At 50.2% G+C, this 26,873-nt stretch carries 19 protein-coding genes and 1 riboswitch; of the genes, 17 read left to right on the top strand and 2 right to left on the bottom strand.

Annotated elements, in window-relative coordinates; all coding sequences use genetic code 11:
* Window positions 1-12: 12 nt before the first annotated feature.
* From NE473_RS06015 to NE473_RS05985, 7 genes are all read left to right on the top strand, one after another.
* A complete protein-coding gene (locus tag NE473_RS06015) occupies window positions 13-3,012 on the top strand; it encodes a glycoside hydrolase family 2 TIM barrel-domain containing protein (RefSeq protein WP_055649759.1) in 3,000 nt (999 codons plus the stop codon).
* Window positions 3,013-3,091: 79 nt separating this feature from the next.
* The gene (locus NE473_RS06010; protein WP_242866103.1) at window positions 3,092-5,380 is read left to right on the top strand and encodes a glycoside hydrolase family 65 protein; all 2,289 of its coding nucleotides are present in this window, start codon (window positions 3,092-3,094) and stop codon (window positions 5,378-5,380) included.
* Window positions 5,377-6,282, top strand: a complete 906-nt coding sequence (locus NE473_RS06005; RefSeq protein ID WP_055649757.1) for a DMT family transporter — start codon at window positions 5,377-5,379, stop codon at window positions 6,280-6,282. The genes NE473_RS06010 and NE473_RS06005 overlap by 4 nt, the downstream gene beginning before the upstream one ends.
* On the top strand, window positions 6,279-6,932 hold the full coding sequence (gene pgmB, locus NE473_RS06000; RefSeq protein ID WP_055649756.1) for a beta-phosphoglucomutase: 654 nt from the start codon (window positions 6,279-6,281) through the stop codon (window positions 6,930-6,932). Before NE473_RS06005 ends, pgmB begins: the two co-directional genes overlap by 4 nt.
* Before the next feature lie 105 nt (window positions 6,933-7,037).
* A complete protein-coding gene (locus NE473_RS05995; RefSeq protein ID WP_022031344.1) occupies window positions 7,038-8,033 on the top strand; it encodes a LacI family DNA-binding transcriptional regulator in 996 nt (331 codons plus the stop codon).
* 42 nt (window positions 8,034-8,075) lie between these two features.
* Window positions 8,076-9,119: a M20/M25/M40 family metallo-hydrolase gene (locus NE473_RS05990; protein WP_022031343.1), complete on the top strand. Its 1,044-nt coding sequence runs from the start codon at window positions 8,076-8,078 to the stop codon at window positions 9,117-9,119.
* Window positions 9,107-10,084: a phosphotransferase family protein gene (locus NE473_RS05985; RefSeq protein ID WP_055649755.1), complete on the top strand. Its 978-nt coding sequence runs from the start codon at window positions 9,107-9,109 to the stop codon at window positions 10,082-10,084. The genes NE473_RS05990 and NE473_RS05985 overlap by 13 nt, the downstream gene beginning before the upstream one ends.
* Window positions 10,085-10,569: 485 nt before the next feature.
* Here NE473_RS05985 and uxaC read toward each other — a convergent pair whose 3' ends face one another.
* Both uxaC and NE473_RS05975 read right to left on the bottom strand, forming a co-directional pair.
* Window positions 10,570-11,973 carry a glucuronate isomerase gene (gene uxaC, locus NE473_RS05980; protein WP_022031341.1) on the bottom strand — a complete coding sequence of 468 codons (1,404 nt, stop codon included), beginning with the start codon at window positions 11,971-11,973 and terminating at the stop codon, window positions 10,570-10,572.
* Window positions 11,974-12,005: 32 nt separating this feature from the next.
* On the bottom strand, window positions 12,006-13,007 hold the full coding sequence (locus NE473_RS05975) for a LacI family DNA-binding transcriptional regulator (protein WP_055649754.1): 1,002 nt from the start codon (window positions 13,005-13,007) through the stop codon (window positions 12,006-12,008).
* A 187-nt stretch (window positions 13,008-13,194) separates the two neighbouring features.
* Here NE473_RS05975 and NE473_RS05970 point away from each other — a divergent pair, with 187 nt between their 5' ends.
* The 10 genes from NE473_RS05970 to NE473_RS05925 all read left to right on the top strand — a co-directional run bounded on the left by NE473_RS05970 (window position 13,195) and on the right by NE473_RS05925 (window position 26,827).
* Window positions 13,195-14,727, top strand: a complete 1,533-nt coding sequence (locus NE473_RS05970; protein ID WP_055649753.1) for a response regulator transcription factor — start codon at window positions 13,195-13,197, stop codon at window positions 14,725-14,727.
* Complete coding sequence (locus NE473_RS05965) at window positions 14,724-16,490, top strand: cache domain-containing sensor histidine kinase (protein WP_256265183.1); 1,767 nt, start codon at window positions 14,724-14,726, stop codon at window positions 16,488-16,490. Before NE473_RS05970 ends, NE473_RS05965 begins: the two co-directional genes overlap by 4 nt.
* 132 nt (window positions 16,491-16,622) lie before the next feature.
* Entirely contained in the window at window positions 16,623-17,960 is a 1,338-nt protein-coding gene (locus NE473_RS05960) for an extracellular solute-binding protein (protein ID WP_006776741.1), read from the top strand.
* A gap of 19 nt (window positions 17,961-17,979) precedes the next feature.
* The gene (locus NE473_RS05955; RefSeq protein ID WP_006776740.1) at window positions 17,980-18,861 is read left to right on the top strand and encodes a carbohydrate ABC transporter permease; all 882 of its coding nucleotides are present in this window, start codon (window positions 17,980-17,982) and stop codon (window positions 18,859-18,861) included.
* Window positions 18,854-19,654 (top strand): carbohydrate ABC transporter permease, encoded by an 801-nt coding sequence (locus tag NE473_RS05950; protein ID WP_006776739.1) that lies wholly within the window; start codon window positions 18,854-18,856, stop codon window positions 19,652-19,654. Before NE473_RS05955 ends, NE473_RS05950 begins: the two co-directional genes overlap by 8 nt.
* 809 nt (window positions 19,655-20,463) lie before the next feature.
* Window positions 20,464-21,219, top strand: a complete 756-nt coding sequence (locus NE473_RS05945) for an IclR family transcriptional regulator (RefSeq protein ID WP_055649750.1) — start codon at window positions 20,464-20,466, stop codon at window positions 21,217-21,219.
* A gap of 162 nt (window positions 21,220-21,381) precedes the next feature.
* Window positions 21,382-22,032, top strand: coding sequence for a bifunctional 2-keto-4-hydroxyglutarate aldolase/2-keto-3-deoxy-6-phosphogluconate aldolase (locus NE473_RS05940; RefSeq protein WP_006776141.1), 651 nt, complete (start codon window positions 21,382-21,384; stop codon window positions 22,030-22,032).
* Between the two features lie 48 nt (window positions 22,033-22,080).
* Window positions 22,081-23,112, top strand: coding sequence for a sugar kinase (locus NE473_RS05935; protein ID WP_022032011.1), 1,032 nt, complete (start codon window positions 22,081-22,083; stop codon window positions 23,110-23,112).
* Window positions 23,113-23,197: 85 nt separating this feature from the next.
* Window positions 23,198-24,223 carry a sugar kinase gene (locus NE473_RS05930; protein ID WP_022032012.1) on the top strand — a complete coding sequence of 342 codons (1,026 nt, stop codon included), beginning with the start codon at window positions 23,198-23,200 and terminating at the stop codon, window positions 24,221-24,223.
* Window positions 24,224-24,268: 45 nt separating this feature from the next.
* A riboswitch (cyclic di-GMP riboswitch) is annotated at window positions 24,269-24,341 on the top strand.
* A 176-nt stretch (window positions 24,342-24,517) separates the two neighbouring features.
* Window positions 24,518-26,827: a sensor domain-containing diguanylate cyclase gene (locus NE473_RS05925; protein WP_081034839.1), complete on the top strand. Its 2,310-nt coding sequence runs from the start codon at window positions 24,518-24,520 to the stop codon at window positions 26,825-26,827.
* Window positions 26,828-26,873: the final 46 nt, after the last annotated feature.

Below are 26,873 nucleotides of genomic sequence, written 5' to 3'. Positions count from 1 at the left end.
AAGGAGACAACTATGGAAAGACGTAAAAAGAAACGGTGGGAAGATGAGAGAATGACCGGGATCGGAAGACGCAGGGCAAGAACCTCTTTCTACCGGGATTCTGCCAGACATGTGAGCTTAAACGGCGACTGGAAATTTCTGTATCTGGAGGCTCCGGAATTGTCACCGGCCGGATTTTTTGAACCGGGAAGCGGAGAGGGCTGGGATACCATCGACGTCCCTTCCGTATGGCAGATGCGCGGATACGATCATATGCACTATACGGATGTCCTGTACTTATTTCCGGTCAACCCTCCCTATGTACCGTCGAAAAATCCTACAGGCATCTATAAAAAAAGCTTTTTCCTGGACGATGCATGGCTTCAGGAAAACACGATTCTCAAATTCCACGGGGTGGACAGCGCCTGCGATATCTGGGTAAACGGCGTCCATGCCGGTTACAGCAAGGTAAGCCGTCTGCCTGCGGAGTTTGATATCACCTCTCTGGTGAAGCAGGGGGAAAACGATGTTACAGTCCGTGTATACAAATGGTCGGACGGAACGTATCTGGAGGACCAGGATATGTGGTGGTTTTCCGGAATTTACAGGGACGTCGAGCTGATTAACGAGCCGAAGGCGGCTGTTTTAGACTGCCGCGTGACGGCCGGGCTGGACGCTGCCTGCGAATGCGGCCATGCGGTCATCGATTTAGAGGTGAAGGGAGACGGAAAGGGGACATGGAGCCTGCTTGACGGAGAACGTCTGATGGCAGAGGGAGAGTTTGCCTCCTGCAAAGATCAGAGGGAAATAAGAATCACGGCCGAAGCCGGAACGGTACGGCCGTGGACTGCGGAGACTCCGTACCTCTACCATGTTAAAATTACGTTTGAAGGCCATGAGATCACAGTCCGGACCGGCTTCCGTACCATAGAGATCAGAGACGGGAATTTTACGGTCAATGGAACCGCCATCCTTTTAAATGGAGTCAACCACCACGACTACAGTCCGACCGAAGGCCGCGTCGTCACTTACGATCAGATGAAGGCCGATGTCGTGCTGATGAAGCAGCACAATATCAACGCCCTGCGCTGCTCCCATTATCCGGCGGCCGACTGCCTGTATGATTTGTGCGATGAATACGGCCTCTACGTCATCGATGAGGCGGATTTAGAATGCCACGGGTTCGAGTGGGTGGAAAACTATACATGGATCTCCGACGATCCTGCGTGGGAAACCGCGTACGTGGACCGTGCCGTCCGCATGGTAAAGCGGGATTTTAACCATCCCTCCATCATCATGTGGTCTCTTGGCAATGAATCTGCATTCGGCTGTAATTTCGTAAAGAGTGCAGAGGCCGTGCGGTCCCTCGATCCGTCCAGGCTGATTCACTACGAGGGCGATTTTGAGGCGGAAGCGGCGGACGTTTACTCCACCATGTACACCTGGCTGGAAAAGCTGGAGGAGATCGGCCGCGGAGAGAAGGGGAATCATAAACCTCACGTCATGTGTGAATACGGCCATTCGATGGGGAATGGAGCGGGCTGTCTAAAAGCGTACCAGGATGTGTTCCGGAAATACAAGCGCCTGCAGGGCGGTTTTATCTGGGAATGGTACGACCACGGATTCTTCACGAAGGACGAAGAGGGACACGAATATTACCGGTACGGCGGCAGCTATGGGGATTTCCCCAACAACGGGAATTTCTGTATCGACGGTCTTCTGATGCCGGACCGTACCCCTTCGCCGGCACTTGCCGAGTACCGGCAGGTGATTGCCCCTGTGGAAATCCTGAAAAAGACGGGGAGCGGCCGGGAGATTGCTCTGAAAAACTGGTATGATTTTAAGGACCTGTCTCATCTTTGTGTGAAATGGTGGATTTCCTGTGATGAGACCGTTCAGGAAGAGGGGATGATCGAAGAATTGAAGGCCGGGCCGGGAGAGGTCTGCTGCCTGGAAATTCCATATCAGCCTTTTATGCCGGAACGCAACACAGATTACTATTTAAATATATCGGTGTGCCTGAAGGAATGTGCAGCCTACGCCCCAAAGGGACATGAGATATCCAGGGGGCAGTTTCTGTTAAAGGAACATTTAGAGACCGCCGTACTCCACGAAGCAGGCAGACGCCTTGCGGCAGAAGACGACGGAATCTTTTATACGGTAAAGGGCGAATCTTCAGAGGTTGTATTCCATAAGATCTATGGCCGGCTGGAACGCTTTACGGTGGACGGAAAGACGTACGTGACGGCGGGGCCGGAGGTTACGGTTTACCGGGCCACGATCGACAATGATATGTATAAGAAGGATGACTGGCTGAACAAGTATTTTATCCAGCTTCCGGATGAACAAACGGAGTATTTCCGGACAGAAGAACACGGGGACCGCATCGATGTGATGATCGGTACGTATTTTGGCTGCTTAAACCAGTCGTGGGGGTTCTTATGTGACTATCACTATACGGTGTATGGGGACGGCTCTGTGACCTGCCGCCTGGAAGGAAAGCAGATTCAGCGAGGAAAGGCGGAACCGGGATTTTTACCCCGCATTGGAATTCAGATGAAGGCGGCAAAGGAACTTCAGAACGCCGCATGGTACGGCCTGGGATTCCAGGAGAATTACGCGGACAGCAGGGAAGCCGCATGGATGGGAGTCTACCGCTCCGATGTGGACGGGATGTCTGTTAATTACGTGTTTCCGCAGGAAAACGGCCACCGGGAGGAGGTCTTATGGTACTCGCTGGGCGACGGGGAGCACAGCCTTCTGGTGACGGCAGAGCGGCCTCTGGGACTGAATATCCATAATTACACAGAGGAGAGTCTGGAAGAAGCAAAGTATCCGTGGCAGATTAAAAAGGCGGATGACGTAATCATTCATATGGACTATCTCCATTCCGGCCTGGGAAGCAACAGCTGCGGCCAGGAGCAGGAGGAGGCATATAAAGTCAGACGCCAGGATTTTGCGCTGAGTTTCACCATACGGGTGATCGGTGCAGGAGAAGATGTGGCGCAGGCGAAAATAAAATATCTGGATTAAAGGAAGGAAGCGTGGAAAAGACGTGATAAGAGAGCGATTTTCAGAACACATAAGGAATTACTTGAGCGATGACTCGTGGATGATCCTTCAGGATCACTACGATCCGGAGGAAAATTTAAAATACGAAAGCCTTTTCTGCCTTTCCAACGGATATCTGGGGACGAGGGGCGCCTATGAGGAGCGGACGGCAAAGAGCATTCCCTGTACCTATATCAACGGCGTTTTTGATCAGTCAGAGACCTTTATGAGAGAACTGGCCAACTTACCGGACTGGCTGGGCATAAAGCTCTATGTGGAGAAAGAGCTGATTGGCATTGAGACGTGCAGAGTCCTGGAATATTCCAGGGCTCTGGACATGAAGCATTCGCTGCTTGCAAAACGGTTTGTCCTGGAAGATAAGAAGGGGAGAAGAACCGAGGTGGAAGGAATCCGGATGGTGAGCCGGTCCAACGTTCACCGCATGGGAATCCGTCTCTTTGTGACGCCGCTAAACTACAGCGGGATCATCGAGGTGGAAAACATCATTGACGGCTCCGTCATAAACTTCTGCGACGCCCCGCGTTTTAAAGTGAAGCACACCAGGCTGCTGGAAAACCGCACGCTTACCGATACGGGAGCTTACGTGGAGGTGACTACGAGGGACAGAAAGCTCTGCGTGGGAACCGGGAGCTTTATGGAGGCTTACTCCGAGGGGAGAGCCGTGATGAAGAACCGAAGCTTCGGCGCGTTTGGAGAGACTGCTGTGGAGTTTCAGGATTTTGACGCGGAGGAGGGAAAGACGGTGGAGGTAGTAAAATACGCCTCTGTCTATACGGAACGCGAGGTCCCGGATTATGAACTCCACTGCCGGGTGAGAGACGAGATCGCAGATTTTCTGGCCGACGGCTTCGAGACGGAGATGAACCGCCACATGGAGGTGTACGCCCGCATGTGGGACGACGCCAATATTGAGATTCAGGGCGATTTTGAACTGGACCGAGCCGTCCGCTTTACGATTTTCCATCTGATGAGCACGGGCAGCGAACACGATGACAGGGTCAACGTGGGGGCGAAGCTCTTAAGCGGTGAGGAATACGGAGGCCACGCGTTTTGGGATACGGAGCTGTTCATGCTGCCGTTTTTCGCCTGCGTGTTCCCGGATACGGCCAGAAATCTGGAAAACTACCGGTATCACCTTCTGGATGCGGCAAGAGCCAATGCGGCGAAGAATGGATACCGCGGCGCCCAGTACCCATGGGAATCGGCAGATGACGGTACGGAGCAGTGCCCGGACTGGACTATAGAGCCGGATGGAACCTGCTACCGCTGCTATGTGGCGGTTTACGAGCATCACGTGACTGCTGCGGTGGCCTATGGGATCTACAACTATGTGAAGATAACCGGAGACCGGAACTTCCTTCGGGAAAAGGGCGCCGAAATCCTGATCGAAACGGCCCGTTTCTGGGCCAGCCGGTGCGAATACAACCGGGAGCTGGACCGCTGCGAAATCCGCCGTGTCACGGGGCCGGACGAGTGGCATGAACCGGTGGACAACAATCTGTATACCAACTATCTGGCAAGATGGAACTTAGGCTATGTCCTGGAGCTTTTAAAGAAATGGGAGAAAGACGAAGCGGAAGTCTGTGATGAACTGAAGAGCCGCTTAAAGATAGGGGACAAAGAACTGGAATACTGGTCTCTGGTAAGGGAGAAAATGTATCTTCCAAAGGGAACGGAAAATGGTCTTCTGGAGCAGTTTGAGGGATATTTTAATCTGAAAGATGTGACGATTGAGGCCTGTGATGAGAATGACTGGCCCATCCGGCCGGAGATTTTAAAGACCGTGCCAAAGGATCAGACCCAGATTATCAAGCAGGCGGATGTGGTGATGCTTCTCCACCTTCTCGGAGAAGAATTCGACGAGGAGACGAAGCGGAAGAACTATGCCTATTACGAAAAAAGGACGCTTCACGGTTCCTCTTTGAGCCCCAGCATCTATTCTGTCATGGGGCTCCATGTGGGTGATGAGTCGAAGGCATACCGTTATTTAAAGCGGGCGGCGTTCATCGATTTAACCGACTTGCAGAAAAATACAAGAGAAGGAATCCATGCGGCCAACGCCGGCGGTGTGTGGCAGACTGTGGTGTTCGGTTTCGCAGGCGTATCACTGGAAGAAGACGGCGTCATCGATATCCGTCCCCATATGCCGAAGGAGTGGAAAGGGCTTTCCTTCAAACTTCACCACAGAGGCTCCAGGCTGGAAATCGCCGTATCACCGGACAACCGCGTAACGGTAACGGTGCTGGAGGGCGGCCCGGTGACAGTCCGAATGAACGGGAAGGTGGTGATCCTGGAAGGACAAAAAACTGTGGCAGGAGGACTGTCATGAAGAAATATCTGGCTATATTCGGACTGATCCTTGTGACGGTAATCTGGGGCGGCGGCTTTGTTGCCAGTGACATGGCGCTGGATAGCCTGACCCCGTTCCAGATCATGACCTTCCGGTTCTTTCTGGGAACCGTAATCCTGGGCGGAATTTCTCTGCCGGGTATGAAACAAATTAAAAAAGAAGAGATCCGGGCCGGATTTTTCATGGGGTGTGCGTTGTTTGCCGGATTTGCGCTGCAGATCGTGGGACTTCAGTACACGACACCGTCCAAAAACGCGTTCTTAACGGCTACGAATGTAGTGATGGTGCCGTTTATCGCCTTCCTGGTCTATAAGAAGACGGTGGGACTCAATGGAATCCTTGGAGCTGTCATGGCCATTGTGGGAGTGGGAATCCTGTCTCTGAGCGGGAATTTCTCCCTGGGCGCCGGTGATGCGCTGACGCTGGCAGGCGCTGTGGGATTTGCACTTCAGATTTTTTTGACCGGCGAGTTTGCGCCGAAATACCGGGTTCGGGTTTTGAACACGGTTCAGATGGCGACGGCGTTTCTTCTGTCCGCTGTGTTCCTGGCAGTGCAGGGGCAGCTGACTGTGCATGCTACTTCCACAGGCTGGCTCAGTGTGTTATACTTGGGGGTAGTGAGTACCGCATTCACCTATCTTCTGCAGACGAACTGCCAGAAGTATGTGGATGAGACGAAAGCGGCTATCATTCTTTCCATGGAGTCCGTCTTCGGCACCCTGTTTTCCGTCATCCTTCTGCACGAGCATGTGACAATCCGGATGATCGGCGGCTGTGTGCTGATTCTGGCGGCTGTAATCTTATCCAATTACTCCGGAGAGAAGAGAAAAGAGCAGGAAACAACAGAACCAAAGAAAGAGAAAGCAGGGGTGGAATTATGAAATACCGCGGAATCATCTTCGATCTGGATGGCGTGATCTGCCATACGGACAAATACCACTATCAGGCATGGAAACAGGTGGCGGATAAGCTGGGGATCTGCTTTGATGAGACCATCAACAACCGGCTGCGCGGAGTCAGCCGCAGGGAAAGCTTCGAGATTATACTCGAAAAGTATGACGGCACTATGAGCGAAGAGGAAAAGGAACGATACACAACAGAAAAGAATGAAATTTACAAAGAGCTGCTTAAAAATATGTCACCGGCGGATTTGGCTCCGGAGGTGAAGGCGACCATGGATGAGCTGAGAAAGAGGGGGTTAAAGCTGGCTATCGGTTCCTCCAGCAAAAATGCCGGCTTTATCCTGGGACAGCTGGGACTTGGGGACTACTTTGACGCCGTTTCAGACGGGAATCAGATTACCCGCTCCAAACCGGATCCGGAGGTCTTTCTGCTGGCTGCAAAGCTGATCGGTGAGAAACCGGAAGACTGTCTGGTGGTAGAGGATGCCAGGGCCGGTCTTGCGGCGGCCAAAGCAGGAGGTATGACAGGAGCCGGTATCGGCGATGCGGCAGACTGCGAACTGGCAGGCTATCATTTGAGAACGTTTCAGGATCTTTTGACGGCAACCCATTTATCGGCTTGCAATTGATAAGACATCATAGGTATGTTATACTTGTATCACGGCAGGAAAAAGAAAGACGCAGGCCTGCCGTGATATTTGTTTATATCTGGGGAATAAGAGGTTGACGAGTGTATGGCTACGATTAAAGACATTGCGGAGAAGGCCGGTGTCTCCATTGCTACGGTTTCCAGGGTTTTAAATTACGATGAGACGCTGAACGTGCAGGATGAGACGCGGAAACGAATTTTTGAGGTTGCAGAGCAGCTTGATTATCAGGTAAAGGATAAAAAAAAGAGGAAGAGGAAGCTGAAGATAGGTGTTCTCTATTCCTATTCCCTGGAAGAGGAGCTGGACGATACGTACTATCTTTCTGTCCGCGTGGCGATAGAAAAGAAGCTGGCGGAGGAAGGATATAAGAAGTATCGGATTAACAGCAGTGATACGAGAGAAGACCTGGCTGCTCTGGAGGGAATTATCTGCCTGGGGACATTCAGCCAGTCCATGATGGAGCGGATCGAATCCTTCCGGAAGCCGACGGTTTTTGCCGACGCGGTTCCGGATACGGAGAAATTTGACTCTGTCATTCATGATATAGAGAGATCCGTATTAAAGGTGATGAAGTATCTGATGAATCAGGGGCATAAAAAGATCGCGTTTATCGGAGGATACGAGACGGATTCGGATGGCGCTGAGGTGGTGGACAACCGGACTTATGCTTATCAGCGCTTCATGAAGCAGGAGGGCCTGTTCCATGAGGAATACGTTAAGATTGGAGGGTATACTCCAAAGTATGGCTATCAGATGATGAAGGAGCTGCTGGAGCTGCCGGACCGGCCGACAGCCGTATTCGTGGCAAACGATTCTCTTGCGATCGGCTGTTACAAGGCTGTCAATGAAAAAGGGCTTGCCATACCCGAAGATATCAGTGTGGTGGGATATAACGATATACCGGCCGCCAAGTATTTAGTGCCGCCGCTTACCACGGTCCATCTCTATATGGATTTTATGGGAGAGCAGGCGGTGTCAATGCTGGCAGAGCGGATTTTAACAGGCAGAGAGATCGCGATTCAGACGCTGATCCCGGCGAAGCTGGTGATCAGGGAAAGTGTAAGAAAACTAAACGGTTAAGGGCGCATTTGCTTTTGGTTTAAAAGAAAGGACTTGATAAATATGACAGACGAAAGGTTTTTAGAGGAGCTCCTGGAAGCGGTAACCGTGTCCGGGTTTGAGGAAGAGGGCCAGGCGGTTGTCCGAAAGTACATGGAGCCGCTGGCCGATGAACTGCGAACGGATGAAATCGGGGACACGGTATGCGTCCTGAACCCGGAGAGCCGTCTTAAAATTCTGATGACAGCCCATCTGGATGAGATCGGGCTCATGGTAACCGCAGTGAATGAACAGGGAAGGCTGCTGGTTATCGACCGCGGAGGCATCATTCCGGCTACCTATCCGGGCCACCGGGTAAAGGTTATGACAGAGCAGGGGCCTGTTTTCGGCGTTGTGGAATCGTACCGTGATTTATTCAAAAAAGAAGGCGGGTTAAAAACTTCGGACTTTCTTGTCGATATTGGTGTTGATTCGAAGGAAGAGGCGTGCAGGCTGGTGAATACCGGTGCTCCGGTTATCCTGGACACGGGAATGCAGAAGATTGCAGGAGGCCGTTTTGTAAGCCGGGCGCTGGATGACAGACTTGGGGTATATATTATCATGGAGGCATTCAAAAAGGCAGGAAAGCGAGGCTGTACAAGCGGCGTCTATAGCGCTGCTACAGTGGGTGAGGAGACGACGAAAAACGGCGCCTGCTGGACGGCAGCCAGAGTGAAGCCTGATCTGGCTGTCGTGGTGGACGTGACGTATACCAGCGACTGTTTGGGTATGAATGCGGCGGACTCCGGTGAGGTGAGGCTGGGGGGAGGCCCGGTACTCTGTAACAGTCCCATTGTCTCCAAACGATTAAACCGCATGATGCGGGAATGTGCTTCCGGGATTGGTATTGAGGTACAGACGGAGGCAGCCAGCAGACTGAGTTATACGGATGCGGATAAGATTCATTTTGCCGGAGAGGGAATCCCGGTGGTGCTGGTATCGATTCCGCTGCGCTATATGCATCATCCGGCAGAGATGGCGGATGAGAAGGATGTGGAAGGCTGTATCGATCTGATTGCGGAATTTCTGGTGAAATATGAGGAGATGTGTGCAGCGTGGAGAGTCTGACAAAGAACCGGCAGAGCAGGGAGACTGTTCAAAAGATAGCAGAAAAGTTTTTCCCGGATGACCGGATGGCGGAATATGAGGAGCTGACGGAAGGGTATTTCAATGTAGCCTATGAGATTACGCTGCTGAGCGGCAGGAGCGTGATTCTGAAGGTGGCTCCTTCCGATGAAGTTCCGGTAATGTCTTATGAGAAAAATATTATGTTTGCCGAGACGGAGTCCATGAAAATGGCGGCGGCGAACCCGGATATTCCGGTCCCGCTGGTTTATGGGTATGATGACAGCCGGTCAATCTGCCCTTCCCCGTATTTCCTTATGGAAAAACTGAGGGGGAACAGCCTGTATTCTATCCGTGAGAACCTGCCGGAAGAAAATATAAATGCCATTAAAAAAGAGACAGGGGAAGTAAACCGGCGGATCAATGAGATCATCTGTCCGCGTTTTGGCCTTCCTGGTCAGCAGGAGTGCCAGGGAGAGGAGTGGTTCCCGGTATTCCGGCGGATGATGGAAATGGGAATCGGGGATGCAGAGGCACGGGCGGTGGATCTGAAGGTATCCGCCGGAGAAATTCTGGAATGCCTTGAAAAAGACCGAAGATTCTTTGAAGAGGTGAAAACCCCTTGTCTGGTACACTGGGATATCTGGGCAGGCAATATCTTTACGGATGGCATATGTGTGACGGGAATCATCGACTGGGAACGGAGCCTGTGGGGCGATCCGCTGCTGGAGGTTGGCTTCCGGACCTTTGATGTGGATATCTGCTTCCGAAAAGGATACGGCAAAGAGCGTCTGACAGAGTCTGAGGAGCGCAGGGCTCTGTGGTACGACGTTTATATGGCTGTATTACAGGCTCTGGAGTGTGAATACAGGAATTATGATACAATGGAGATGTACGAGCGCGGAGTCAGACTTCTGGGGGAGCAGATGAAACGGATGAGGCTCTTGCAGGGGCAGCAGGACCGATAAGCAGTGGATTATCCGGCCCGTCTGAAGGGCTGTCGTTCACCTGAGAGCCTGCAGGTACGATTGTTATATCGATATCGTATCCGATGGTATTAAGAATCTCCTTGGCTTTCATTAATCTTAAGCTGTCCTTTTCAGAGGCTATTAATCTGCTGAAGTTAGCAGGAGAAACTCCAAGTTTGCCCGCTATATATTTTTGTTTCATTTCTTACCATGATTAAATTAAGTCTCGAAAACGAGATAAGGCCGCAGATTAAGTTGATTCTCGAAAATTTTGTTCCTGCGGCGAATCGGTTTGAGGCCGCAGGTGATAGTATACGGGAGATGAAAGCTGACATAGACTTATTAAAAATGGTAGTTGCCGATCATAGTATTAAACTCCAGGGTATTTCATGAGTCTGCCAGAAGTTGTTTTCGGAATAAAAAGTGCTGCTGCACCCGAATGTCCCGTTCTGGATGCGGCAGCACTTTTGAATTAGAATTACAGATTACACTTCAAAACCAAAGTACTTCACGGTATTGTAATAGGAAATCCCTTCAATAATCTCTTTCAGCGCCTTCTGATCATCCGGATACTCTCCGTTATCTACCCAGCCGCCTACAAGCTCACAGAGAATTCTTCTGAAATACTCATGTCTCGTGTAAGATAAGAAGCTTCTGGAGTCGGTCAGCATACCGATGAAGTTGCCGAGGCAGCCTAAGTTTGCCAGGGAAGTCATCTGCTCAGTCATGCCTGTCTTGTGATCGTTGAACCACCAGGCGGAACCCTGCTGGATCTTACCCGGGTATTTGCTCTGGAAGCAGCCAATGATGGTACCGATGGAGGCGTTATCATTAGGATTCAGGGAATAGATGATCGTCTTCGGAATCTCGTCTGTGGCACTGAGCGCGTTTAAGAAATCAGCCATCTGTGCTGATGGTGCGTAGTTATTAATGCAGTCAAAGCCGGTATCCGGTCCCAGGTTGGCATACATCATCGCATTGTTGTCGCGCTTGCAGCCATAGTGCAGCTGCATCACCCAGCCCATGCGGTTATATTCTTTTGCCACGAAGAGCATGAATGCGGTTTTATACTTTAATTCATCCTCGCGGGAGACCGGTTCGCCGGCCAGACCCTTTGCGAAGATGGTATCCAGTTCGACCTCATCTGCCGGAACGTACATAACGTATTCAAGAGCGTGATCGGATACGCTGCATCCCTGGGAAGCGAAGAACTCCATGCGGTTCTTAAGCGCCAGCTTTAGGGAAGCAAAATCAGTAATCTCGATGCCGGCTGCTTTCGCCAGCTTTGCCATGTAAGCGGCAAAATCTGCTTTTTCAATGTTCATGGCCTTGTCCGGCCGCCATGCCGGGAGTACCTTTACTTCAAAGGAATCATCCGCAGCCAGCTTCTGATGCCATTCCAGTGTATCGGCAGGATCATCCGTGGTACAGATTAAGGTTACTTTAGACTGACGGATCAAATTACGGACGCTCATGGAATCCTGGCTGAGTTTTTCATTACATAAGTTCCAGACTTCCTCTGCGGTGTCGCCGTTTAAATATCCTGTAAATCCAAAATATCTCTGAAGCTCTAAATGACTCCAGTGGTACAGCGGATTGCCGATCAGCTTCGGCAGAGTCTCCGCCCATTTCTGGAATTTCTCCCTGTCTGTAGCATCGCCGGTAATATATTTTTCGTCTACGCCGTTGGAACGCATCTGACGCCATTTATAATGGTCGCCGCCCAGCCATACCTGAGTGATGTTGTCGAATTTGCGGTCTTCGTAGATTTCCTGCGGATTGATGTGGCAGTGATAATCCACGATAGGCATCTTCTCCGCATAGTTGTGGAAGAGGTTTAAAGCCGCATCCGTAGACAGTAAAAAATCCTTGTCCATAAACTGTTTCATTTGAAAATCCTCCTTAAATATAGATATATAGATTAAAAATTAGTAGTACCGCGTTTGATAAGTTCTGCGGAGATCGTGGTTTTCACCGGAACGTTTCCGCCTTCTAAGACCTTCATGAGGGTAGTGACGGTAGTAGTACAGAGCGATTCCACCTTATTATCTACAGTCGTCAGCTCCGGATCGGTACAGCGTGCCAGGATAGAGTTATTATACCCGATGATATTCATTTCTTCCGGAATTTTGATCCCGGCCCTGCATGCGTATTTGACTGCCCCCACTGCCATGACGTCTTCCGCAGCGAAGACGGCGTCGAATTTGATCCCGGCTGCGGCGAGAGATTGTAAAAGCTCTTCCGTACCGTCCAAATCCTTAGGACATATACGTATCAGATCGTCGCGGATGATCAGACCGGCTGCTGCACAGGCATCGTGATAACCGGCCAGCTTCTGTAAATTGCTGTAGGAACTGCCTGCGTACAGATAAAGGACCGATGTATGGCCGGATTGAATCAGTCTGGTGACCGATTCATAAACCGCGGTCCGGTCGTCACACACAGTGCTGTAAATCTGTTTTCCTTCCAGACAGCCATTCACCAGCATAACAGGAAGCTCTTTTGAGGCCTCCAGGAGATACGCGTTATCCTTCTGCTTTGCCTCCACGTAATGGGAGCCGGCCAGGATAACAGCATCCACCCGCTTGGAGAGAAGCAGTTCTAAATATTTCTTTTTCGTCTCCGGTAAGTAACCGCTGCAGCAGAGGAGGGAATCGTATCCGTTTCGGCGCAGTTCCTGTTCCAGATAGTAGATGGCACCAGCCAGCCAGGGGTCGGAAGAATCTGCACACATGATGCCGATGGTGCGCATGGTACCCAGCCCCAGGCTTCTGGCAAATACATTAGGTGTGTAGCCCAGCTCCTCCATGACGGCCAGAACCCGGTTCCGCGTTTTCTCACTGACATTGGGATTTCCGTTAATGACGCGGGAAACGGTGGCGATGGAAACGTTCGCCCGTTCCGATACATCGTAGATATTCAAAACATCACCTCCCGAGAAAATGTAAGTATTTACATATTGCTTTTATTATACAATCAACTGATAAATAATACAATCCCCAGATTATAATTTTAACAAATTCTGTACAAGAACCGTGGTTGTTTGTAAATGCTTACAGGAGTTATACTAGTACAGAAGGATTATTTCCGCAGACAGCAGATGTTTGACTATGGGAAAGTACAGGGAGGAATACGGTAACATGGGATACGAGGGTGATAAATGTAAAATTCTGATCGTGGAAGACGAACTTCTGGTCAGAAAGGCGCTTCGCTATATTATCGAACAGGAGGGTGATGAGTTCGAGATTATTGGTGAAGTGACCAACGGGGAGGAGGCGCTGGATTTTCTGGAACAGAGCCTGCCTCATATGATGATCTGCGACATCATGATGCCGCGGATGAACGGGTTAGAGCTGCTGCACACCGTGAATTTAAAGTATCCGGAGGTGTCCACGATCATACTGAGCGGATACCAGGATTTTGAATACGTCAAAAGTGCTTTTAAGTACGGAGTGTTCGATTATATCCTGAAACCGGAGCTGGAATCCGATTATCTGCTTAAGGCGCTCCGCCACATAGGCAGAAAGAAGGGGGTTATCCACGCCAAAGATCCCGGAAAAGCCGGTAAAGAGGAGGAGAGCCGGGAAACGAGTGACGCCTATGCCTCCTACTATCTGATTGCCATTCAGCCGGGAAAGATTCTGCAGGGAGCAACCAACAAACAGGAGCTTACGATCGGCCATATGGAAGAACTGATGAAAGAGGCATTTGGACGGTTTTATCTTGACAGCTTCATGCTGAAAAAAAGCCAGGTATATATCTATACAATTGGCTGCTTTTATCCGGAAATGTTTGAGGAAAAGCTGCATAAGATGATGGCCGACGGTATTGATTATCTGCGCAATATTGAGATGATTATCAGCCCGCCCTACGGAAAGGGAGACTCGCTGGAGGCGGAGGCGCAAAAACTATCGGAGCTGTTTTCCTACCGCTTTTTCGACAGCCGGAAAGACTATCTCGATCTGCGGGAAACCGGGCTGCCGCAGCTTCCGGCTCTGGATCAGAAAACCGTGTGCGATCTGGTACGTCAGCAGAAAGCAGGAACTGCAGGAGCGGTTCTGGTGAATTACTTAAACTCTCTGCGGGGCATGGCGGTCGGAGAGGTGTCCGTGAAGAAGCTGATGGAAAGCACGCTCTACAATACGATTTTCGAGCTGAATGAGAATGAATTCTGTCCTCCCCAGCTGGAGGAGAGAAAGCTGTCCTTTCTGACCTCCATTGGCACCACAGACAGCCTGGATGGACTCATTGATGCCATTACCGCGATTTATCAGGAGATAGAGCAGATCACAGAGGAGGCGAGGGGAAATGGTCTTTACTTAAGAATTACAGAGTATCTGTACCTCCATTACAGTGAACCGGTGACACTGAAGACGCTGGCTGCAGATTTCAATATGAATTACTCGTACCTTTCCTCTTATTTTTCTTCCCACATGGGGCAGGGGATCAATGAATTTCTCAACTCGATCCGGGTGGAAAAGGCGAAAGAGCTGCTTTCATCCTCAGAACTTTCTCTGTCAGAGATCGCGCAGGAGATTGGGTATACGGATCAGAGTTATTTTGGAAAGGTCTTTAAGAAGCAGACCGGATATTCTCCGCATACATACCGGAACCGGGCGAAAAGACGGGGGGAAACGCTATGAAGAGTCAGATACGGTGGGGAACCTTCTTTAAACTGTCTCTGGTAGTGGTAAGCAGCATTGTTCTGACGAATGTCTGCACGATGGCCAGTTCGGACTGGATTACGAAAAATCTCTTTATCCAGTCCTCCACCTTTTTAAATGCAAAGCTGATGGATAATATCAAGAAAAACGTAGAGGAAAACAATAACTCTTACTTAACGCTGCTAAGGCTGTTGGAGACAGACCCGGCCTTAAAGAATTATTTTCTTGCTGCCGACGCCTGCGGCACGGAAAAATTCATCAAGACGTATGATATCCTGAAGGTCTATTACGATTCTGTGCCTTCCGGCACAGCTGAGAATCTGGTCGCGGTCAGCAACCAGGGCAGTGCGTTCTCGTTTACAGGGGAACGCATCTCTGTGCCGGTGGAGGCAATAGAGGAGATGCCCTGCTCCGCGAAGATCAGCGAAACAGGCAGACGGCTTCAGTATACGTATCAAAGCCATGGGATTACCGCCGATTTTCAGGACAGGAAATGTGTAATTGCAGCGAGAAGGCTGTTTCTGCCGTCTTCCAGTGAAAGCTTTGCCACGGCCTATATTACGATTCCGGAGGAGTTCTATCAGATGTTCAGCGAGGCTGTTCCGGAGGGCAGCCGCATGGTGATTCTCTCTTCCGACGGACAGATCGTATCAGGCAACGGGAAAGACAGCCTGGGGCGTGAGGAGCCGAAGCTGCTCTCGTTCGTTCAGTCAATGAGGGAGAATGGGGAGACCTACCGGACTGTAAAGGGGAACCATAAACCGGAGATTGTCATATCGGGTTACATCCCGGAGCTGGATATGTACATGGTCAATACGGTGGAGGAAGCAGCCCTTTTGAGGTCTTACGCAGGAGTCAGGCGCAATATCCTGTTTGCAGGTTTTCTGATCACAGGGACGGCCATTGCTGTGGTTTTCCTTATTATGCGCCGCATTGTGTCGCCTCTCAACTTCTTTATTCAGCAGTTGGATACGTTCAAAAACCGCAGATTCGAAAAAGTGAGTCCTGTAAAGGGAAATTCAGAGGTAAGGCAGATGGCGGATGTCTATAACCGGATGGTGGATGAGATTGACAGCTATGTCCGGCAGCTGATAGAGGAACAGGAGCGGGGGCGGCGGCTGGAGATTGAGGCGCTGCAGATGCAGATCAACCCGCATTTTATGTATAATACACTGGCTTCCATCAAATATCTTACGTGGGAGAACAATACAGAGAAGGCCTCGGATACGATTAATGCGCTGATTGCCATTTTAAAGAAAACGATCGGAAACATGGAGGAGGAGATCACGCTGCGGGAGGAAATCGATCTGGTCCGGCAGTATGTGTTTATCAATCAGGTGCGGTACGGCGACAGCATCGAGGTGGAGTATTTTCTGGCGGAGGAAGAGATGGAATGCATGGTGCCCAAGCTGATTCTGCAGCCATTTATTGAGAATGCCTTTTTTCACGCGTTCCAGAATAAGAAAGAGGGGAAAATCCGGATTTTTACGAAAAAGCAGCGTGATGACTTAATCTGCGAAATCATAGATGAAGGAGACGGAATGTCACAGGAGGAGACTGCGGATTTATTAAACAGTGACAGGCGGCGTCACCTGACGGGAATCGGAATTCCCAATGTCCACGAGCGGCTGCGTCTGATCTACGGGGAGGAATACGGCGTCACCATTCACAGCGTGATCGGGACCGGTACTTCGGTCAGCCTCCGGCTGCCGTATCACCTGAAAAAAGTACCAAAATTATAAAAAAGTACTTTTTTTCTCCCGCCTTCGTATTGATTTAATCACATGATGCTGTAATATGCCAAATAAAATGCGATATTTTTGTGAGATATAACGATAAAATAAAGGCATCATATAGAAAAGGAGAAGACAGAGATGAAAAAAATGTATTTGTTTGCAGCTGCGGTTGCGCTGGCTGCGGGCCTGACCGCTTGTGGGAGCAAGGCACCGGCTGATAACACGGGGACTCAGACAGGGGAGACGGCGAAACAGGAGGCGGCCGGTACCTCCACAGGGGATAAAAAGACTGTGACCTTCTGGGCATGGGATAAAGAATTTAATATTGCTGCCCTGGAGATGGCGAAGGAGATCTACGAGGCGGACCATCCGGATGTGGAGATTAACATTGTGGAAGTCGGCCAGAATGATGTAGTCCAGAAGCTGAATACGGGATTGGGATCCGGATCCCTAAAAGGTCTTCCGAACGCGGTGCCCATCGAGGATTACCGGATTCAGTCATTCTTAAAATCTTATCCGGGAGCGTTTATGGATTTAACCTCCGAGATCAACTATGATAATTTTGCCGCATACAAAAAAGGACCGATGACGCTGGATGGAAAATCCTACGGTATTCCGTGGGACAACGGAGCCGCTGTTCTTTATTACCGCAAGGATATGATTGAGCAGGCGGGGTATACGGAGGAAGACATGCAGGATTTGACCTGGTCTCAGTTCATCGAGATGGGCAAAAAGATCAAAGAGGCCACAGGGAAAAAGATGATTTCCATGGATCCCAGCGATATCGAATTAATGAAGCTGACCATGCAGTCTGCCGGAACCTGGTTTACGAAAGAGGACGGAACGACTCCGAACATGGAGAACAATGCCGCGCTTAAGGAGTGTCTGCAAATCATTAAGACCATCACGGACGAAGATCTGGTCAGAACGTACAGCGGATGGGCCGGTCTCCTGGAAGGCGTGAATAAGGGTGAAGTGGCGTTTCAGATGAAAGGCTGCTGGTTTACTCCTTCTATTATGAAAGGGGAAGGACAGGACGGTTTATGGAGAGTTGCAAAAATCCCGAGACTGGACAGCACGCCGGGGGCTACCAACGCTTCCAACTTAGGCGGCGGCAGCTGGTACATTTTAAACGGCGTGGAAAATTCTGATATTGCCCTGGATTTCTTAAAATCGACCTTCGGAGAAAACAAAGAGCTATATAACCGGCTGCTGGACGAGAAGGGAATCGTGGGAACGTACTTACCGTCTCAGGAGAGCGATGTATATAATAAAGAAATTCCGTTCTTCGGCAACCAGAAGATATATCAGGAGATTGCCTCCATTACAAAAGAGATTCCGAATGTAAATTATGGCACGTATACGTACGCATTCCAGGATATTGTGATGGCTGAAATCCAGAAGATCCTGCAGGGAGAGGACATTGACGCCGCCATGAAGAGTATGCAGGTTCAGGCAGAAGCACAGGCCCGGTAAGACCTTTGGGAGGAAAACAATGAATAGTAAGAAAATATCCAGCGTTATCAAAGGATGGTTATTCATTGGTTTCGGCACGCTGATTATAGTAGTATTCTGCTTTTATCCCATGATAGGAGCGTTAGCCAATTCATTTCAGACAGGAATGGGGATGAATCTCCATTTCTGTGGGCTGGCTAACTATAAACGGCTTCTGGTCGATCCCATATTTCTGTCCTCAGTAAAAAACACATTTCTCTATCTGATTGTTCAGGTGCCGGTCATGCTGCTTCTGGCCATGCTGTACGCAGTTCTTTTAAATGACAAGAAACTGAAATTCCGCAGCTTCTTCCGCATTGCGATCTTTCTGCCGTGTGTTACCTCTCTGGTAGCTTATGCGGTACTCTTTAAAAGTCTGTTTTCCGACAGTGGTTTTATCAATCAGATGTTAATGACGCTCCATGTGATCCAGTCACCGATCCATTGGCTGACCGATGCCTTCTGGGGAAAAGTTACGATTATCATCGCAATCACCTGGCGCTGGACCGGATACAACATGATCTTCTTTCTGTCCGCACTTCAGAATATTGATCCTGAAATTTACGAGGCTGCGGAGATTGACGGAGCCAATGTGGTACAGAAGTTCTTTTCCATTACCGCTCCGCTGTTAAAACCGATTATTCTGTTTACCAGCATCACCTCGATCAGCGGAACCTTGCAGCTGTTCGACGAGGTCGTAAACTTAACACAGGGAGGACCGGGCAACGCAACCATTACGATGTCACAGTATATCTACAACCTCTGCTTCAAGTATACTCCTGATTTCGGATATGCTTCCGCGGTTTCCTATGCGATACTCCTGATGATCGTTATTCTTACGGCAATCCAGTTTAAAGTGACGGGAGGCAACAAACATGATTAAAAAAGTTGGAAAATACGTGTTCTTATGTATTGCGTCTTTTCTGTCCATCTTTCCGTTCTTATGGATGATCGTCGGCGCAACGAATGCCTCTGTCGACATCACCAGTGGCCGGATGATTCCGGGGAATCAGCTTCTCACCAATATTCATACGCTGTTTACCACTACAAACATCGTGACGGGAATCAAGAATTCCATGATTATCACGGTAATCGCCACGATACTCACTGTGCTGGTAGCCGCCATGGCCGGATACGGATTTGAAATTTACAAGAGCCGGATCAAGGATAAGGTGATGGCGCTGCTTCTGATGTCCATGATGGTCCCCATGGCGACACTGCTCATCCCCCGTTATCGCATGTTTGCACAATGGGGCCTGTTAAACACCTTTCTGTCCGTAATTCTGCCTTCCATGGCAACCGCGTTCCTGATCTTTTTCTTCCGTCAGAATACAAAATCATTTTCGAAAGAAATTCTTCAGGCCGCCAGAGTGGACGGACTGGGTGAAATGAAATCATTTTTCCTGATTTATTGTCCCGTCATGCGCTCAACCTTTGCAGCGGCCACCATTATCACCTTCATGAATATCTGGAACAGCTACTTATGGCCCCTGGTCGCACTTCAGACCGACGACAAGATGACCCTGCCGCTGATTATTTCCGCCATGAACTCCGCCTATACTCCGGATTTTGGAATGATCATGGTAGCTATCGTAACAGCCACCTTTCCGACTGCGGCGATCTTCTTTATTATGCAGAAGAGTTTTGTAGAAGGGATGCTGGGGTCTGTAAAGTGAGGGGGGTACGCCCCGCGTCATTGCGTCAGGCCCAGGCTGCGGGTGGAGGGGAGCGGGCGCGCTATGGTTATTCCGTGTCCGTCTTGCTTCCTACTCACCATAAGAAAGTCCGAACCTGTCGTACACGCCAAATACGGGCGTGTTCGCCAGGCTCGGACTTTCTTATGATTCGTATCCAGATGCCGGCACACTGGAATAACCATAGCGCGCCCGCTCCCCTCCACCCGCAGCCTGGGCCTGACGCAATGACGCGGGGCTGTGTACCACGGGAGCTGGGAAAGGCGATTATGCAGCAAATGTTGTTTTTATTGTTACTATTATTATTGTTGTTGTTGTTGTTGTTGTATGGTTTTTGTTTTTTTACTAGTGGAGCCAATACACAGCCCAAATTCTTGTGGGAGGGAGAGGGGGAGGCGGGGAAGCGTGCAGGCTTCCTTTTCCGAGGCTCGCAGGAACTTAAGTCGGAAGGCAGGAAAAAAGGGTGGCGAAAGTTGGCCTCAAAGCCAACTTTCGAGCGCATACGGAGGAGAAGTCCTTCAGGAGTTCTCCGTAGTTTGCAGCGATCCGCCCTTTTTTCCTGCCTTCTGGCTTTAGTTCCTGCCGCCGAGGAAATGAGAAGTCTGCGCGCTTCCCTGCCTCCCCCTCTCCCTCCCACAAGTATTTGGGCGTATCTTCAAACACTTTGACATTTTGCACAGAATCATGTAATATTTTTGTAAACACTTACAAATACTTCGTATGAGAGCAATTCATATTGCCTTTTAAAGCCACAGGGAGGTATACTAAAGGAGTAAGAACGGAGGCAAACCATGAAACTGAACAGAACGACACAGAGAACCGTGGAAATATTGAAGATGATATCCAGAACACCGGAGGGAGCTACGCTCGATGATCTCTGCGAGAAGCTGAATCTTCCGAAGACGAGCGCCTACGATATTGTGACGACGCTGGCCGAGATGGGGATGGTCAATGTGGCCAGGGGGCAGAAGCAGAGCTATACCATCGGGCTGATGGCTTACCGCATTGGAATTAACTATACGAATAATCTGGATTTTATCGGCACCATTGAACCGGTACTCAAGGCATTTTCCAAGGAAGTGGGCAAGACCGTGTTTTTCGGAATCCCTTCCGACCACCACGTTGTCTACATATGCAAGTTTGAACCGGAGAATCCGATCATTACCACGGCGACGGTGGGTTCGAAGAATCCCATGTACTGCACCTCGCTGGGAAAGGTCATTCTTGCATACAGTGACGAGGAGACGAGAGAGCAGGTGATAAACCGGATTAAATTTGTGAAGCATACGGAACGGACAATACTGGGAAGAGAACAGCTTTTGAAAGAGCTGGAGAAGGTCCGGGAGCGTGGATACGCTTTCGACGCGCGGGAGATGGAAGAGCATATGCAGTGTGTAGGAGCCCCCGTGTTCGACCGGGACGGTTCCTGCCTGGGAGCGATCAGCGTGTCCAGTCTGTACAAACCGACGGAGGATTATGAGGCGCTGGGGGCACTTGTAGCGGCAAAAGGACGGGAAGTTTCGAGACTATTGGGCTATTTTGTGTGACAGCGGCCGCGTTCCGCCGCGTAAGTCCGGCATGCCGGATTCTTTATTCGAAAATATAAAGATTTCCTGTTGACAAAATGAAGAGAAACGATTAATATTCAATTATAAGAATCGCAATTATGAAAGACATTCGTATATGCGAATAAGAAGGAGAGAGCAATCATGAAAAAAGAACAGGTTTTAGCAAAGATGAAAGAAGACTGCCTGGTAGCCGTTGTTCGTGCAAAGAACTTGGAGCAGGGCGAGAAAGTGGTTGACGCGATTATTGCCGGCGGCATCAACTTCATTGAGATTACGATGACGATGGATGAAGGCAACCCGGTTGAATTCATTGCAAAGATGTCTGAAAAATATAGAGATAACAAAGACGTTGTTATCGGTGCGGGTACCGTACTCGATCCGGAGACTGCAAGAGCCGTTATTTTGGCAGGTGCGAACTACGTTGTGAGCCCTGGTTTAAACGTAGAGACCATTAAGATGTGCAACCGTTACAGAGTGCCGATGCTTCCGGGCGTCATGACACCAACCGAGGCTATTACCGCATTAGAAGCCGGCTGTGACATCATCAAGATCTTCCCTGGCAATATCATGGGACCGGCAGCCATCAGCTCCTTCAAAGGCCCGCTTCCTCAGGGCGAGTTCATGCCATCCGGCGGTGTTGATGTGGACAACGTGGACAAGTGGATTAAGGCAGGCGCTTACGCAGTAGGAACAGGCAGCAGCTTAACAAAGGGCGCCAAGACAGGCGATTTTGCAGCAGTTACGGCAAAAGCTCAGGAATTTGTAAAAGCGGTTGCGGCAGCACGCGCATAAGACAGACGATTCAGATAAAGTTGAAAATAGAATTAAGGAGAGAAAATAATGGCAAAAGTAGTAACAATGGGCGAAATCATGTTAAGATTATCTACCCCGAACAATGAGAAGTTTATCCAGGCAGATGAATTTGACGTAAATTACGGCGGCGGCGAGGCAAACGTAGCAGTTTCTCTGGCTAATTACGGCCATGACGCAGAGTTTGTGACAGCGGTTCCGAAGAACCCGATCGGCGAATGCGCAGTAGCAGCACTGAGAAAGTACAACGTATGCACAAAGCACATTGCAAGATGCGGTGAGAGACTGGGTATCTACTTCCTGGAGACCGGTTCCGCCATGAGAGCATCTACTGTTGTTTATGACAGAGCTCATTCTTCTATTTCCACAGCAACCGAGGCGGATTTCAATTTTGATGAGATCTTTGAAGGAGCCGACTGGTTCCATTTCACAGGTATCACACCGGCAGTCAGTGACTCTGCTGCAGAGCTGACGGAAGCGGCCTGTAAGGCTGCAAAGGCTCACGGAGTTACGGTATCTGTAGACTTAAACTTCCGTAAGAAATTATGGTCTTCCGAGAAGGCTCAGAAGGTCATGACAAACTTAATGCAGTACGTGGACGTATGCATCGGCAACGAAGAGGATGCAGAAAAGGTTCTCGGATTTAAGCCGGGCAACACTGATGTAACCTCCGGCGAACTGGAGCTGCAGGGTTACGTTGACATCTTCAATCAGATGATCGACAAGTTCGGCTTTAAGTATGTGATCAGCTCCTTACGTGAGAGCCATTCCGCTTCTGATAACGGCTGGTCAGCCTGCATCATGGACGGCGCTACACGTGAGTTCTATCACTCCAGAAAGTACCACATCACACCAATCGTGGACCGTGTAGGCGGCGGCGATTCCTTTGCAGCCGGCGTAATCTGCGGCATGGTGGACGGTAAGGATTATAAGAGTGCTCTGGAGTATGCGGTAGCTGCTTCCGCATTAAAGCACACCATTCCCGGCGACTTCAACTTAGTTACGAGAGAAGACGTTGACAGCCTTGCAGGCGGAGACGGTTCAGGACGTGTACAGAGATAAAAAATAAGACAGCGGGGTCATTCTAATCAGCTTTTAAAAGCTTTTATAGAATGGCCCCTCTTTTTAAAAGTGAGGAAGATTAATCATGAGTGACAGACCATTTGATTTGCTAAGTTTAGGTGAACTGCTGCTGCGCCTGTCTCCGGCCGGAGTGGAACGTCTTGTGCGCGGAGACTCATTTCAGAAGCAGGTGGGGGGAGCAGAGTTAAACGTCGCAGTCGGCGCGGCCCTTTTGGGGCTTCACACCGGCGTGGTGACCCAGCTTCCAGCCCATGATATGGGTAATTTTGTGAAAAATAAAGTGCGCTCCTATGGAATCAGTGATGATTTCTTTGTCTATGACCACAGCTCCGACGCGAGACTGGGCCTCTATTACTATGAATACGGCGCGCACCCCAGAAAACCGAAGGTTATTTACGACAGAAAGAACAGTTCCTTTTACAGCATTTGCATCGATTCTTTCCCGGAGGACATGTTCCGTGCGGCAACCTGTTTCCACACGACGGGTATTACCCTGGCGCTGTGTGAAAACACGAGAAGGACTGCCATTGATATGATCCGCAGGTTCAAATCAAACGGAACCATCATATCCTTCGATGTGAATTTCCGCGGGAATTTGTGGACGGGCGAGGAGGCCAGGGAGTGCATCGAGCAGATTCTCCCGTATGTGGATATCTTCTTCTGTTCAGAGGACACCGCCCGGCTGACCTTTCAGAAGACGGGAACGGCCAGGGAGATGATGAAGAGCTTTACGGAGGAATACCCCATCTCCATCGTGGCTTCCACCCAGAGAGTGGTGCACAGCCCGAAGAGCCATACGTTCGGTTCCGTGATCTATGATGCGGCCAGGGACGAATACTATGAGGAAGAGCCGTACCGCAATATTGACGTTGTAGACCGGATCGGCAGCGGAGATGCCTATATCGCGGGCGCTTTGTACGGACTGTTAAGCAGCGGCGGCGACTGCATGAAGGCGGTGCGTTACGGGAACGCGGCCAGCGCGCTGAAAAACACGATTCCCGGCGATCTGCCCACCTCGGATTTAGAGGAAATGAACATGATTATCCGTGAGCACAACCAGAAGGGTCCTCAGAGCGAAATGAGCCGCTGAAACTGGAAAAATCTGGTTGACAAGACGGTATTATAAAACTATTATATATAGTAATGGCAAAACTGTCGAAAGGCAGTGACGCAAAGCTAAAGGGCCGTATGGGCAGCCAGCTGCTAAAACCTTACGAGATGTTGGGGCTTCAGCCAGATTAATCTGTCTGAAGCCTTTTTGCGTAACAAGAAAAGCTGCCGCCCCAGACGGGTTTTCATACAGAGTTTTTTAAGGGGCCATCCCTGACATATTTTTGCTGCTTGATTCGTAAATGGCGACCTGTAGGAAACGAGGAGGGAAAATATGAAAAAGGAAAACAGCTTCAGCCGGAATCATGTGAGAGCCGTGCTGCTGCTTGTCGTGCTGGTTCTGGCTTTCATCTATCTGTTTCTGTACGATTTTTCGAGGCGTGTCGACCATTTGATGACGGACATGACGACAGAACATCTTGCGGACGTTAATGACCAGTCCCAGACCGCGGTAAAGAACGAATTGACCAGAGTATTTGAGGAAGTGCGGTATACGGCGGATTTTTTGTCTGAGACGCCTGAACTGACAGAGGAAAGCCGTCAGAGAGTCTATGAGCAGCTGAAAGAGAAGTGTGGATTTGCAAATATCAGACTGGTTTCTGCTGACGGAGGACTGTATACGGTGGAGCACGAGGAGCTTCCGCATTCGACGGGAGGCTATGTAGAAGGAATCTGCAGAGGGGAAAGCGGGATGACGGATGTCTTTCCATCCAGCGTAACCGGACAGGAGGTCTTCGCCTTTTATGCACCGGTAAGAAGAGGAGAGACTGTAGAAGGCGGAATTGCAGGGATCATGATCGTGGAGCAGATGGTGGATATGGTAACCACCAACGGATTTAATTCCGGAAGCTACAGCTACGTGTTAAAGTCAGACGGAACGGTGATCATGCAGACCAGCCATGCGGACAGTCTGTACAGTGGACGGGACTATTTCAGTTTCCTGCGAAGTGATACGGATATGGGGGAGGAGGCCGTCGAAGAACTGCAGGAGAAGATGGAGCGGAAGGAGCGGGGCGTCTTTCTGTTCACTTACGGGAAAGAGAAGCGGATCGTCTATTACGCGCCGGCTCAGATCAATGACTGGTACGTGCTTACCGTAGTTCCCTATACGGTCTCTAACTGGTACCGTGAACACATTGGCAAGACGGCTCTGTACCTTACGGTGAAGATGCTCCTGCTGTTCCTGGCGGAACTGGCAGTCATCGTTTTATGGTTCAGGAAGACGAGAAATATAATCCTGGACTCCAAGACGGCACTGGAGCTGGAGAAGAAAAAGCTGGAACTGGCGCTTCTTCATTCCACCGGCACTACATTCGAATACGTGCCCAAGGATGACAGTCTTAGCTTTATCTCCCCTCCGGTGGTGAAGACGGCAGAATTTCCAACGGTCCTATATCAGGTTTCGGCAAAAGGAGCTGCCTGTGGGCTGGTGGCTCCGGAGGATCTGGAGAAGTGGAGGATGATCTTAAAGAGGGCGGCAGAGGGAAAAGAGCCGGATCCGCTGGAATTTGCAGGAGGCACCTCCTTTTCAGAGGATACGTATTTCAGACTGTCCGTGACTCCGGTGATCGTCGGAAAGGGTGAGGTGGCCAATGCCATCGGAACACTGGAGGACATTACGGAGGAGCGGAGAATCAGGAGGCAGTTTGCCCAGGAGGAGCAGTACCGTGCAGCGCTTCTCTCGGAGGCGGTTGCCATGTGGTCTGTTGATCTCGTAAAGCAGCAGGTGCTGGCCTGTACCATTCACGGGAAAGACTGGATGGAAGACGGAAGCGGATTCTTATACAGCAGCAGATTCGTGGAGAAGATGTGCCGGTACATTCACCCGGCGGACCATGACAGGATCGCCGGACAGATGCAGGCCAATCGTATGCTGGCCGCCTATTACACCGGAGAACGGGAGCAAAAGGAACTGTTTCGGGCGGCGTATCCTGGATCGGCTGATTACAAATGGATGACGTGTACCATCTCCCTCCTGACGGAGCCTGTCTCGGGAAATCCGGTGGCTTTCGCCTACGTCCGGGATGTGGATGAAGAGACAAAACGGAAGATGGAGCTGCTGTATTCCTCCGAGAGGGATCCCCTGACAGGTCTCTACAACAGAAGAAATATCGAGGAGAAGGTGGAACAGGCCCTGAAACACGAGGACAGCCTGTCCTGTCTGATGATGCTGGATTTAGATGGATTTAAGGAGATCAATGACAGGTACGGCCATCAGGAGGGAGACGCAGTCTTAAAGAAGATGGCGAGGATTCTCTCTGGTGCATTCCGGTCTGACGACCTGATCGCCCGGTTCGGCGGCGATGAGTTTGTCGTGTTCCTGGAGCGCATACCGAACCGCGAGTGTGCCAGCTTCCGGGCCGAGGAGGTGCGCCGCCAGGTATATGCCCTGACGATGGACGGAGAGGACAGTATCGTATCCATCAGCATTGGAATCGCATTCAGCCCACAGGATGGGAATACGTTTGAATTGCTCTACAGGCACGCGGATGAGGCACTTTACAGCGCCAAAGGGCGTGGAAAGAACCAGATCGCGTTTTACGGGGAAGAGGAAGAGATCATGGTTCTGGAAAGACTGGATTAAGGGATCAGACGAAAAATACCGGTGACGGAAGAATACCTTTTTGAAG

This window comes from Hungatella sp. SL.1.14 (assembly GCF_024460495.1).
GTDB classification, from domain to species: Bacteria; Bacillota; Clostridia; order Lachnospirales; family Lachnospiraceae; genus Hungatella; species Hungatella hathewayi.
Note: the sequence above shows the minus strand (reverse complement) of the source record. Positions and strands in the feature narration are given on the sequence as shown.